Genomic DNA, 12,778 nt, shown 5'->3' with positions numbered 1-12,778 from the left:
GCCCTTGTTTTCTATGTCTCTATTGTAAAGCACAAAATGACAAAATTCAAAGGAATGATACCGCAACTTTGTCGGTAAGACTTCCCGACAAACTGTCACTTTATCATCAATATACCCAATTTCTTTGTCGCTCTTTTGTGCATTTTCACAAGAAGTATTTGTCAGTAAAAGATTGTATAATAAGAGGAAGAATAGGAAAGGAAGAAAAAATCATGCAGCTCACACCACGCGCAGATAAAATAATCCGCATTCTGCTCCGCTTTTCACCGGACAGCCCTGTGACAATCGGTATCATTTCAGAAGAACTCGGTGTCAGCGACCGCTCCGTCCAGCGCGAACTGCCAACCGTTGAAAAATGGATGAAGCATAATGGCTTTTGCTTTGTACGCAAACGAAGTGTAGGACTTTTAATTGACGAGACACCAGAACGATTAAAAGAGTTAGCTGCTCTTTTAGATGAAAAAGATACAAATAGCTCCGCTCCTGCAGATAACCGCCCAGAAAGGCTGACTCTCTTATGTCATGACCTTCTCCTCGCAGAAGAGCCGATTAAATCTTACTACTTCACAGAAAAGTTCGAGATTTCCGAGGGTACACTTACTGCTGACCTTAACCAGCTTGAAACCTGGTTTACAAAGTATCAGCTAAAGCTCGTCCGCCGTCCCGGACTTGGTGTATTTATAGAAGGAACAGAAATCGCAAGAAGACAGGCATTGACTTCTTTCATATGTAAACAGGTAAATGAACATCACTCCATTGGCAATCTCCAGGACAAGAAGTTTCTGTCAGACCGAAATTTTATCAATGAAATTGATGGCGAAGTAATGGCCGAGGTTAATCACATTCTTGGCGGCTGTCAGAAACAGCTTGGTATGCAGCTTTCTGACAATGGATATTTACACTTGCTTGTATACACTTCCCTCTGTGTACAGAGAATGCAAAAAGGACGGTTTATCAAAGAACTCAAACAGTCTTATGCAGAAATATCTATCCAGCCGGAGTATGCCGTTTCCGAATATATTATGAAGGAACTACGCCAGTTTTTCCATTTATCTATTTCTGTCGATGAGACCATCTATATGGCTGTCTTTATTTCCGGACAGCGTATATGGCCATCTGGAAGCAGAGATTTAACTGATATAAAAAACCTTGACGTACATCAGATTACCCTGTCCATCATAAAAAAAGTCAACGAAATTTTACATATAAACTTTATGAGAGACAGCCGGCTCCTCACAGAATTAAGCGGACATATCCAACCGACCATTGCCAGACTCCGCGCTGGAATTCCCGTAGAAAATCCGCTGTTAAAGGAATTTCAGGAAAGTTATCCTTCTGTATATAAGGCTTGTGAAGAGGGACTTTCTCTCCTCTGTCCGATTCTTGGCATAAAAAAAGTTCCCGCCAGCGAAATTGGTTTTATTACCCTTTATTTCACAATGGCAATAGAACGTATTGAAAAAGAAATCAAAAAGCTTTCTGTTATGATTGTCTGTCCAACTGGAATCGGAAGTTCAAGACTTCTCACAGAGAGCTTGAAAAAAGAATACCCTGACCTTGATATCCGCGGTATAACCTCCGCTTTTGAATTAGATAATATTCGATTACAGGAAGAAGGCGTTGACCTTGTTATCTCCACTGTAAAGCTAGAGATTGCCTACCCATACATCCACGTCAATCCAATATTAACCCGTCAGGATAAAATACTGCTCGATTCTCGCATCAAAGTCATTCAGGAACAGAAAAGACAGGCACAGGAAAAAGAAATCAAAGAACCCGAAGTTCCTTCTGATTCCTCAATCTGTAGAAAAGATGTAGAATTTCTCTCCGCCATTGGAAGCGAAATCTATGAACTGCTCGGCAATATTTACATCAATCAGGCTCCAATCCTGAAAAACAGAGATGAAATAATCTCTTACTGTTCCTCCCTGTATGCCGACACTTCCGACATGCAGGCACATTTATACAAAATATTAAAAGACAGAGATAACCTGGCTGATACCTATATCAAACCATTTCAGGCACTTCTCCTTCACGGAAGAAGTACAGAAATTTCTACCTCCTGCTTCGGTTACGTCCAGCTTGAACCACCAATCTATGAACGTGGACATATTATCCGGGGCGCTATTGTATCTCTGATTCCCTCGGGACCTGCAAGTGAAGTTGCTGCCCCGGTAACCAGTGAGGTAATCGGTGCGCTCTTAGAAGAACCAGCACTTTTAAAAGCATTACAAAGCCTTAACAAAGAGAGCTTTACAAAACAACTAGAAGAAATATTACTACGATTTTATAAATCAACAGTACAAACAAGACTCCATCTAAAAACATCCGGTGCAGAAAAGGTATAAATAGTAATTTGCTGGGGAAACAGACGCCGCTTTAGTAGAAGATATTGAGTTGAATTGTAGTAGTCTTCTAAAGAAAAGAAGAATGGTTATAAGTTTGATTTTGTTCCGTTGCGCTAAGCATTCCATTCTGCCCAGAAAAACAGGAACTTGGGAAAAACGAGTCCCAAGTTCCTATGGTCAGAATTCCATAGCGCAAAGTCACAAAATGCAATACTTATAACCATTCTTTTTTCTTTACCATAGTTTCCTTACAATTCAGCAGGAAATTTTGCTTCAGCGGCTGTCTGTTTTTAATAGCAAATTAGTGATTTCTGTTGAAAAGAGAAGGGGATTCTCCAAAAGATTATGTGAGCTAACCAGAGAAAAATTCTCCATGAGGTAGGAGTAGTTAAATGTAATTTTTATACAATCGAGTAAGAAAGTATCTTCTTCTGGAGATATTCATTCTAATGAAAACCATAGCCTTCTGGGCAATCCCCATTCTCACCAACTGTAGATTTGGATAGTCAGAAAAAAGAAATAATACCCTATCCCAGATGCGGCTTCGGAGCGTGTTTAAGATGCGAATAAGCATTTTAAACACAGCGACTACAGAGCAGATGGAATATGGTATTTTTTCTTTTTTCGTCTATACGAAATCTACAAATTACTATATTAATGCCTTCCTCCGGCTCCGCCATGTCCTCCAGTTCCTCCGACTTTTCCTCCGCCACCGCTGCTTTTACTCGGTCGTTTCGTTCTGGTCACATGGGAATGCAGGAAGATATCCTGCTTTTCATTCATTTGCACTCCTCCTTTTGCGTAGGTAGACCTTAGAACAGTGTCTTTTCCTCCATGTCCGATTAACTGGACACCTACAAAAATGGCTCCAATTACTGCTGCTGCAAGAAAGACAATCATCAGGTTAATCTGCACATAAGAGGAACGGCCTGTCTGAATCATGGTTGCTGCATTATTTACAATAGATGTGTAAGCCTCATATGGATTATCATTTACGATTTCGTTGGCACTATCCACAATCTGTTCTGTGTCCGTATCATCGAGTCTCGTTTTTGCAAGACCAGTTGTACACATCCAGGTGTATCCCGTTTCCCAGTCATCCACATAAATGATCCCGTCTCCATTAGCTTTATTCCAGCCAAATTTGTTATCCTCATAATATACCTGTGCATAGTCTCGGATTTCATCATAACTATCAAGCCCCGGCTCATTTATTGTAAGGATAACGATATCACAGCCAATTAGCTGTTCTTTTTCTGCAATCAGAGCTTCAAGATCTTTCTTCTGTTTATCAGTCATTTTGCCCGCTTCATCCAATACTCTCTGCGTGATTGTACATTCTGTATTTTGACGAGGTTTTGTATTGGTGTATTCTTCCGGCTCAAGCAATTTTGCCACGATGCCTATAATCGCGGCGAGTATAACGATTCCTATTAAAATTCGTCTCCAGATTTTCCCCATTTATGCCACCTCCAGAAAATACAGAATCATTTCCGCAAGAAAGAACAGTGAACACGTAACTGCTGCAAACCATGAGAACATTCTCGCCTTGCTGGTCGGCGGCGTTCCTATTGCTTTTCCCGTCTGACCATTAACAAAAAACTCATAATTTGTTCCCTGATAACGGTATACATAACGCCATACCGGTAAAAATGTATAGTAGGAGTTCATTTCTTTACTATCTACTTTTTTAATAGCAGGTTTCACACTGCTATAACTATTGTTATACTCATCAAGGTAACCCTCTGTATATTTCTTTGCTTTTTTCTGTGCCCTCGGCAAAAGTTCTTCTTTATTTTCATCATAAATTTCTGCCTGGAATCCAGACAAATATCTTGAGCGGAACTTCCCTAGTGCAGTATATTTATAAGGCTCCACTAAATCCATTTTCTCATCTGGCATATTTTTCGATGCATCAACAGGAATCTTATCATAGTTCACATCAAAATCTCTTACAAGACGATATATACTCGTCTCCGTACAATCATAGTCTCCTTCTGTCCACGTTCTGATTTTTCTTCCTTCTCCTTCAAAATGCACATGGGTCTCCATATCATACATCCAAAATGGAACATATCTTCCCTGAAGGGATTCCAGACTTGAAGTCGAACAAAAATCTTTAGGAATGAACATTTTCTTCGCAAAATTCTTCCTTATAATCTCTATCGCTTCTTTTCTATCTATCACAAATGGCAATGCCAGATCAGGCTTATACGCATCTTTCATCCTGTCCTCAAAAATGACATACGTCCCACAGTATGGACATTTCAGAGCAAGATCTGTCTTTTTGGATTCAATCTCTGCTCCACAGTTATTACATATATGAAGCTTCTCCTGTAGTATTTTTTCCTGTGTCTCCTCATTGCCACAGCTTTCACATACCATCTTCTTTTTCTTTGGGTCGTAAACAGCATTACCACCACAATCTTTACAACGGTAAAACATGGGATTCCTCCTTTGTTTTTATCTTGCCAAATTCTTAGTGAGAACCGCCACTGCCGCCAAAGTCGTCTGTTCCGCTGCAGCTACTTCCACTGTCATCATCTGATGTTCTCTTTGTTCTTGTCACATGAGAATGTAAGAAGACATCCTGCTTATCGTTTAACTGTACACCATCTTTCTTCACATAGGTAGACTTCTTTACTGTATCTTTTCCTACCTGTCCGGAAAGCTGCGCTACTACAAAGATGAGAGACACCACAAGACAGCCAAGCAGTACCCAGATTGGGCTGATGTTTATATGGAACATCGGACTCTTTTGTGTCTCTTCTGCTACTAGGTTTATCAACCTTGTATATGCTTTATAAGGGTCTTTATTCACAATATCATTCGTTTCATCCACAATATAGTCTGTATTATCCTTAGATAATCTGTCTTTTACTATACCGCGAGTGGCAAGCCAAGTATATCTGGTCTCCCAGTCATCTACATAAATTGCTCCGCTTCCGATAGGCTGATCCCAGCCAAGCTTATTCTCTTTATAATAATTCTGTGCATAGTCACGAAGCTTCTCCATCGTATCAAGACTTGCATCATTCGTTGTAATAAGAACAAGATCTCCACCGATCAATTCTTCTTTTTCTGCAATTAACGCCTCCAGATTCTTCTCCTCTTCATCGGTAAGAACATCTGCATCATCAAACACTCTCTTTGTCAGGGTACACTCTGTATTCTTTCGAGGTTCTATATTCACATATTGATCCCCCGCAAATTTTTTCCCAAGCAGCCCCATTAAAACACCGAGTATAACAATAAAAATTAATATTCTACGATATGTCTTTGCCATTTACATCACCCCCAATAAATAAAGAAGCATTTCTACTGTAAAGAAGAGGGAACCGAAAACTGCTATAAACCACACAACCGCTTTACTTAAGCTAGTCGGAGCCTCCCCTACTGCCTTCCCTGTCTGGCCATTCACATAGAATTCATAATTCTTTCCTCCGTAACGATACACATACCGCCATAAAGGAAGAAACGAATAAAAAGATGCTTTTTCTGTGCTCTTTTTATCATTTACAGTCGGTCTTACTGCATCATATTCTACGTTATAGCCACCAAGATACTTCTGGCTGTATTTATCTGCCTTTTTCTTTGCTCTTGGGAAAAGAGTGTCTTTATCTTCATCATAAATTTCTGCCTGAAAACCAGAAAGAAACTTCGCATCAAACTCTCCCAATGCTTCGTATTTATATGGTTCTACTAAATCCATCATGGCATCCGGCATCGCCTTTGATGCATCCACAGGAATCTTGTCATAGTCCACATCAAAATCTCTTACAATACGATATGTACTGGTCTCCGTACAATCATAATCTCCCTCTTCCCAGGTTCTGATCTTATCTGCTTCTCCTTCAAAATGCACGTGCGTATGCAGGTCATACATCCAGAATGGCACATACAGTCCTTCCATTGACTCTATTGTAGAAGATGAACAGAAATTCCCCGGAAGAAACAGTTGCTTTGCAAACTTTTCTTTCAGAAGATCCAGCGCCTTATGCTTATCAATTGCAAAAGGCAGCACCAGATTCGGCTCGTATTCGTTCTCCATCCGGTCCTCAAAAATCACATAGGTACCACAATATGGACACTTCAGCGATAAATCAATCTGATCTGCTTCAATCTCCGCACCACAGTTATTACATACGTGTTTCTTGTCCTGAGAAATCAGTTCCGGCTCCCCTTCATTCCCACAGCTCTCACATATCATTTTCTTTTTGTCTGGGTTGTAGGTTACATTCCCACCACAGCTTTTACAACGATAAAACATAGACTCCCTCCTTTTCTTTCTGAATGTACTCTCGGAATAAAGGAAAAACAGTATAACTATAGTTCCTGTGACCTCATCCCGATCATTACAAACTCTTTATTATTTCGTATTTCTCCTACTTTTACTATATGGGTTTTTTCAACAAAATGCAACGAAATATTTATGATTTGATTGATTATTTTTTATAGATTATCCACTATAAACTGAAAGTTTTATTTATGATAGAAAATTTCATCTGCCTTATCCTTCTTATTCTAGTTTTAATTATACGTCTATATATATTATTTTGTAGCGTTTTTGTTTACTACAATCAACATATACGTCTCAACTTTTAACAGATAAATTATGTTTTAAACCACGTTATGATTCCTTTATAAACAAATAGATTTAAGGAGATTTTGAATGGATATTTTAAAAAGAATTGTCGATCTAAGAAAAGAAAGGAACTGGACAGAATACCAGCTTGCGGAACAGTCCGGGCTTACCCAGTCTACGATTTCTTCATGGTACCGTAAAAATATGCTTCCCACTATTCCTTCATTAACTAAACTTTGCGATGCTTTTGGAATTACATTATCGCAGTTTTTTCTGGAAGATGAATGCAAAACTACAACATTGAATGAACAACAGCTTCGATTAATGTATTATGCAGCTAAGCTAAATTCAGAGCAATATGAAGCCCTTCTCCATTTTTTAGAATTACTTTGATGAATTGGCAAAGCTAATGAACCATAAGAAATCTCTCTCCTGGCTCTGACAGCTTTGCCTGCTGCAAATTCCTACTTATTCCTACTTAGCATATTTTCTCGTTTTCTTACATAGTTATTAAAACCCACCATTCTAAAAAGGATGTGCTTTTTTGAACGATTATTCTGGTTGTCGAAAACATATTTTTAAATATAACATCTATACTTTTTTCCTGATTTTTGCTATCTCAATCTTCTTTTTATCTTTTTTTGTTTCCTGTGACATAAACGCTCATACTTTTTTAAAAACAGAAAGTACTATTCCCAATGAACTTTCCTCGCTTCATGCAAAAGCAGCGATTCTTATGGATGGGGATAACCAAAGAATTCTATTTGGCAAGGAAGAAGAAAAAGAACTTCCAATGGCAAGTACGACGAAAATCATGACCTGTCTCTATGCAATCGAACATGGAAATCTTTCAGATAAAGTCGTATTCTCAAAACGCGCTGCTTCTGCTCCTAAAGTAAAACTCGGAGCTAAAAGTGGCTCACAATTCTTACTATCCGATTTACTTTATGCATTAATGCTCGAATCTTATAATGATGCTGCCGTTGCAATTGCAGAACATATCGGAGGTTCCGTAGAACAATTTTGTGCAGATATGACACAGGAAGCCAGAAATTATGGCTGCTATCACACCTCTTTTGAAACCCCAAACGGACTCGATAGTGCCAAACATTATACGACCTGCCATGACCTTGCCTTACTGACCTGTCTTGCCTTAAAAAATGATAACTTCTGCAAAATCATTAAAGAACCATCTTTTTCTATCAAAGAATTAAAAACCGGGCAATCTTACTCTTTAAATAACAAAAATCTGTTTTTAACTTCCTATAACGGTGCAATCGGTGTAAAAACCGGGTACACAAACAATGCCGGATATTGTTTTGTCGGCGCAGTAAAAAAAGACGGTCGTTATTTGATTTCTGTTGTTTTAGGAAGTGGATGGTACCCAAACCGCCGTTATAAATGGGAAGATACAAAAAAACTGATGGATTACGGGATGAAAAATTATAGCAAAAAAGAAATTCCTTTAAACAAGGGGGTTCCTTCCAAACTCCCTTTAAAAAGAGGATATAAATCTACCTGCACTCTTTCTGCTCCAAAACCCGTCAGCTTATATGTCTCATCTAACGAAAAAACAAAATGTATTATAACTCTTCCTGCATCCTTAACTGCTCCGGTTCAAAAAGGCACTGCTGTCGGCTCTGTTGTTCTTTATATTGATTCTAAGCCCTATCGCAGTTATCCTATATACACTAAACAAACTATAAAAAAACGGACCTTCTCCTGGTGTTACAAAAAATTATTTTACTATTTCATTCATTAGGGGAAACAGACGAAAAAAGAAATACTACCATATCCCATCTGCTCTGTAGTCGCTGTGTTTAAGATGCTCATCTGCATCTTAAACACGCTCCGAAGCCGCATCTGGGATATGGTAGTATTTCTTTTTTCTGTGTTTTGGCTCCAGAAGGAATGAATGCAATAGTCTTTGGAGAGAGATGGGGGAGGGGACAGAAGGTTATGGCTTATTCTGATATCTTTTTCACTATGCTGAACCTTTTTTCAAGCTTCACTGATGATAATATGATGCCGCAAGCTATTACTTTACATGATAAATTTATCATTATATTGTCGCAATATGTCATTTTTCCTCTTCTGACGAGATACCTTTCGAGCAAGCAGTAGACTCCTGACTTCTCCCCCTTCTCTCCTCAAAAACTATTGCATTCATTTCTTCTGGAGCCAACAAGCAGAAAATAAAACTATTAGCCCATAGCCAATGTAATGTGAGAGCAAGTAAAAATGCCAAACAGGCATTTTCTACGCAGTGATATCTTTACAGTGGCTATGGGCTAATAGTTTTATTTTCGTCTGTTTCCTCTAATGAATCAAACAGTAAATTCCTTTTTGCATAGTCTTCTTTTCTATGCTAGAATAAGGTCATTCTAAATTGCAACGCCATTCGTTCGTCTATGACCTGCAATTTGGTAAGCACAACACGAAAGGACTTTATTTATGAAACGTAACGCATTAAAATATGCTTTTCCATATACCCTGCCAATTTGTGCCGGGTTTTTATTTTTGGGAATGTCTTACGGTTTCTTTGCAAGCAGCAAAGGGTTTTCTTTTATTTATCCACTCTTCATGAGTATGTTTATTTTTGCTGGTTCTATGGAATTTGTAACTATAAGTCTACTTCTGGCTTCCTTTAACCCAGTTTATTCTTTTTTACTGGCATTAATGGTAAATGCAAGACATCTCTTTTATGGAATTTCCATGCTGGATACTTATAAAGATTATAAGGGAATTAAAAAGTTCTACCTAATCTATGGAATGTGTGATGAAACTTTCTCTGTAAATTGTTCTATCACTCCTCCACCAGAAATCAACCGAGAATGGTTTATGATATGGGTAACTCTTTTAAACCAGATTTACTGGGTCTTTGGAGCTACAATGGGAGCTGTACTTGGTTCAGTCATTCATTTTGACACAACAGGAATAGAATTTGTTATGACTGCTCTTTTCTTTGTTATGTTTCTTGACCAATGGGATACAGCAAGCCGACACCTTCCTGCTTTAATCGGAGTCATATGTTCTTTCTCCTGCCTGCTCCTCTTTGGAAAAAGCAACTTCATGATCCCAGCTATGGCATTGATTATTTTAAGTTTCTTTTTATGTCGGAACAGATTAGATGATTCAAAGAAAATTGTAAAAAATCCACACGAAAGCGAGGAAAATGTACGATGACTACCACACAACAGATTATCACCATTACCGCAGTCGTACTCGGCACAATGGCTACACGTTTTCTGCCATTTATCATTTTCTCCGCAGACAGCACACCTGACTTCGTAAGATTTCTAGGACGAGTTCTCCCTAATGCAGTCATTGGACTTCTTGTCATTTATTCCTTAAAAGATTCTATTGGTGGAACAAATCACTGTATACCTGAACTCATCGCACTGGTATTTATTTTCATCCTGCATAAATGGAAGAAGAATACACTGCTCAACATTGCAGGAGGAACAATTCTGTATATGTTCCTAATACAAAGAGTATTTTAACCAAATACTAATTTGATGGGGACACAGACGCCGCTTTGGCAGAAGATATTGAGCTGAATTGTAGTTAGTCTTCTAAAGAAAAAAGAATTGTGATAAGTTTGATTTTGTTCCGTTGCGCTAAGCATTCCATTCTGCCCAGAAAAAACAGGAACTTGGGAAAAACGAGTCCCAAGTTCCTATGGTCAGAATTCCATAGCGCAAAGTCACAAAATGCAATACTTATAACAATTCTTTTTTCTTTATCATAGTCTTCTTACAATTCAGCATAAAATTTTGTTTTAGCGGCTGTCTGGTTTTGATAACAAATAGCAAATTAGTGATTTATATTGGAAAGAGAAGGGGATTCTCCAGAAGTCTATGGTTTTTATTAGAATGAACATCTCCAAAAGAGGGTACTTTCTTACTCGATTGTATAAAAATTATATTTATCTATTCCTACCTTATGGAGAATTTCTCTCTGGTTAACTTTCATAACCTTCTAGGCAATCCCCTTATTCCCATCCAAGATTTAAATACTAATTTCCATCTGGAGCCCAAGAACAGAAAAGCAAAAATTTGATAGAAAAGAAAATGTGATGTCTGAGCCAGTAAAAATGCCGAACAGGCATTTTCTACGAAGCGACTATCTTCACATTTTCTTTTCTATCAAATTTCTGCTTTTCGTTTCTTTAGTCCCTCAAATAAATTAGTATTTAATCCCCCATTCTCACTAACTGTAGATTTAGTATAGTCAGAAAAAAGAAAAAATACCATATCCCAGATGCGGCTTCGGAGCGTGTTTAAGATGCGGACGAGCATTTTAAACACAACGACTACAGAGCAGATGAGATATGGTATTTTTTCTTTTTTCGTCTACACGAAATCTACAAATTCGTATTTTTATCTTCCGATTAAAGTATTATATAGTTCTTCATAACGCTTCTTGGATACGCCCCAGGAAAGATCCTTTTCCATCGCTCTTGCCACCATATGGTTCCAAAGCTCTGGCTGTTCAAAGTAAATATACTTGCTGTAATTTACTGTATTGATGAGTTCTTCTCCGTTATAGTTACTAAAGGAGAATCCGTCTCCGGTATCCTCAAATTCGTTCAGAGGAATAACGGTATCTTTTAATCCACCTGTTTCGCGAACGATTGGAATCGTTCCATAATGGAAAGCGATAATCTGTGTTAAACCACATGGTTCAAATAAGGATGGCATTAAGAAGGAGTCTGCTGCCGCATATAACTTATGTGCCAGATCGTCGGAATAGAGAATATTCGCAGACACCTTATCTGAATTGCACCATGCATAATAACGGAACATTTCCTCGTATGCCGGATCTCCTGTTCCGATTACTACAACCTGTGTATTGTCATCGATAATCTTATCCATTGCGTAGCGTACCAGATCAAGACCCTTCTGATCTGTCAGACGGGAGATCAATCCGATCATATATTTATTTGGATTCACTTCAAGACCAAGTTGCTTCTGGAGTTCTGCCTTATTGGCAGCCTTTCCTTCTTTATGGTCTCTTTCTGTATAATTCCGATAAATCTTTGCATCATTAGATGGGTCATACAATGCATAATCAACGCCATTTACAATTCCAAAAAGACTCTGATTACGTGCGCTTAACAGTCCGTCTAATCCTTCTCCATAATATGCGGTCTGGATTTCCTGTGCGTAAGTATTACTTACGGTTGTGATGAAATCAGAGTAAACGATTCCGCCTTTTAACATATTGGCATCTTTCTTAAACTCTAACTTATCCGGTGTGAACAGTTCATCTGGAAGTCCACTTAAACCTCTCATAGTCTTAATATCCCATACTCCCTGGAAACGAAGATTATGAATCGTCATAATTGTCTTAATTCCCCAGAAAAATGGATTAGCTGCAAACTCTGTTTTTAAGTAAACCGGAATCAGTCCTGTCTGCCAGTCATGACAGTGGATGAGGTCCGGACGGAAATCGATAACAGGAAGTATCGAAAGGACTGCTTTACAGAAGAAAGTGAATCTTTCAACGTCTGTTCTTGTATCTGAGTATGGCTCCCACGCTCCAAAGTAATCTAAATTATCAATAAAGTAATAGGTAATGCCATTATAAACATATTTCATAATACCTACATGAACATTAGGAATATATGGACCTACTCCCATATAGAAATGCGTAACATATTCAAAATTATTACGATACTCTTCTGGAATTCCCCGGTAGTTTGGCATTACAACACGCACATCCCACTCGTTTTTGTCAAATTCTTTTGGTAACGCTCCTACTACGTCAGCGAGTCCGCCTGTTTTCATAAAAGGCACGCATTCAGAAGCTGCAAACAGAATCTTTTTCATAGTAATCCTCC

At 38.4% G+C, this 12,778-nt stretch carries 10 protein-coding genes; 5 read left to right on the top strand and 5 right to left on the bottom strand.

The window, feature by feature from the left end; genetic code table 11:
• Nucleotides 1–212 precede the first annotated feature (212 nt).
• Complete coding sequence (locus tag FYJ25_RS00085; protein WP_154580205.1) at nt 213–2,348, top strand: BglG family transcription antiterminator; 2,136 nt, start codon at nt 213–215, stop codon at nt 2,346–2,348.
• A 654-nt stretch (nt 2,349–3,002) separates the two neighbouring features.
• On the opposite strand, the gene FYJ25_RS00080 is transcribed toward FYJ25_RS00085, so the two are convergent.
• Genes FYJ25_RS00080 through FYJ25_RS00065 form a run of 4 tightly spaced genes read right to left on the bottom strand, consistent with a single transcriptional unit; the run spans nt 3,003 to nt 6,618 of the window.
• On the bottom strand, nt 3,003–3,809 hold the full coding sequence (locus FYJ25_RS00080) for a TPM domain-containing protein (RefSeq protein ID WP_154580204.1): 807 nt from the start codon (nt 3,807–3,809) through the stop codon (nt 3,003–3,005).
• Entirely contained in the window at nt 3,810–4,793 is a 984-nt protein-coding gene (locus FYJ25_RS00075) for a TFIIB-type zinc ribbon-containing protein (protein ID WP_243145648.1), read from the bottom strand.
• 34 nt (nt 4,794–4,827) lie between these two features.
• Nucleotides 4,828–5,634 carry a TPM domain-containing protein gene (locus FYJ25_RS00070; protein WP_154580203.1) on the bottom strand — a complete coding sequence of 269 codons (807 nt, stop codon included), beginning with the start codon at nt 5,632–5,634 and terminating at the stop codon, nt 4,828–4,830.
• The gene (locus tag FYJ25_RS00065; protein ID WP_154580202.1) at nt 5,635–6,618 is read right to left on the bottom strand and encodes a TFIIB-type zinc ribbon-containing protein; all 984 of its coding nucleotides are present in this window, start codon (nt 6,616–6,618) and stop codon (nt 5,635–5,637) included.
• A 402-nt stretch (nt 6,619–7,020) separates the two neighbouring features.
• On the opposite strand from FYJ25_RS00065, the gene FYJ25_RS00060 reads away from it, so the two are divergent.
• From FYJ25_RS00060 to FYJ25_RS00045, 4 genes are all read left to right on the top strand, one after another.
• Nucleotides 7,021–7,326, top strand: a complete 306-nt coding sequence (locus tag FYJ25_RS00060) for a helix-turn-helix domain-containing protein (RefSeq protein WP_021907146.1) — start codon at nt 7,021–7,023, stop codon at nt 7,324–7,326.
• Between the two features lie 151 nt (nt 7,327–7,477).
• Nucleotides 7,478–8,695 (top strand): D-alanyl-D-alanine carboxypeptidase family protein, encoded by a 1,218-nt coding sequence (locus tag FYJ25_RS00055; RefSeq protein WP_154580201.1) that lies wholly within the window; start codon nt 7,478–7,480, stop codon nt 8,693–8,695.
• 692 nt (nt 8,696–9,387) lie between these two features.
• Nucleotides 9,388–10,119, top strand: a complete 732-nt coding sequence (locus tag FYJ25_RS00050) for an AzlC family ABC transporter permease (protein WP_154580200.1) — start codon at nt 9,388–9,390, stop codon at nt 10,117–10,119.
• The gene (locus FYJ25_RS00045) at nt 10,116–10,436 is read left to right on the top strand and encodes a branched-chain amino acid transporter permease (protein ID WP_154580199.1); all 321 of its coding nucleotides are present in this window, start codon (nt 10,116–10,118) and stop codon (nt 10,434–10,436) included. Before FYJ25_RS00050 ends, FYJ25_RS00045 begins: the two co-directional genes overlap by 4 nt.
• Nucleotides 10,437–11,315: 879 nt before the next feature.
• Here FYJ25_RS00045 and glgA read toward each other — a convergent pair.
• Nucleotides 11,316–12,767, bottom strand: coding sequence for a glycogen synthase GlgA (gene glgA, locus FYJ25_RS00040; protein ID WP_154580198.1), 1,452 nt, complete (start codon nt 12,765–12,767; stop codon nt 11,316–11,318).
• Nucleotides 12,768–12,778: the final 11 nt, after the last annotated feature.

This window comes from Anaerobutyricum soehngenii (assembly GCF_009697165.1).
Classification (GTDB): domain Bacteria; phylum Bacillota; class Clostridia; order Lachnospirales; family Lachnospiraceae; genus Anaerobutyricum; species Anaerobutyricum soehngenii.
This window is presented reverse-complemented; position numbering and strand designations above follow the sequence as displayed.

Bases quoted from the DNA above. Each gene is read 5' to 3' on its own strand.
- FYJ25_RS00070 (WP_154580203.1), bottom strand. From the start codon at position 5,634: ATGGCAAAGACATATCGTAGAATATTAATTTTTATTGTTATACTCGGT.
- FYJ25_RS00075 (WP_243145648.1), bottom strand. From the start codon at position 4,793: ATGTTTTACCGTTGTAAAGATTGTGGTGGTAATGCTGTTTACGACCCA.
- glgA (WP_154580198.1), bottom strand. From the start codon at position 12,767: ATGAAAAAGATTCTGTTTGCAGCTTCTGAATGCGTGCCTTTTATGAAA.
- FYJ25_RS00085 (WP_154580205.1), top strand. From the start codon at position 213: ATGCAGCTCACACCACGCGCAGATAAAATAATCCGCATTCTGCTCCGC.
- FYJ25_RS00045 (WP_154580199.1), top strand. From the start codon at position 10,116: ATGACTACCACACAACAGATTATCACCATTACCGCAGTCGTACTCGGC.
- FYJ25_RS00050 (WP_154580200.1), top strand. From the start codon at position 9,388: ATGAAACGTAACGCATTAAAATATGCTTTTCCATATACCCTGCCAATT.
- FYJ25_RS00080 (WP_154580204.1), bottom strand. From the start codon at position 3,809: ATGGGGAAAATCTGGAGACGAATTTTAATAGGAATCGTTATACTCGCC.
- FYJ25_RS00060 (WP_021907146.1), top strand. From the start codon at position 7,021: ATGGATATTTTAAAAAGAATTGTCGATCTAAGAAAAGAAAGGAACTGG.
- FYJ25_RS00065 (WP_154580202.1), bottom strand. From the start codon at position 6,618: ATGTTTTATCGTTGTAAAAGCTGTGGTGGGAATGTAACCTACAACCCA.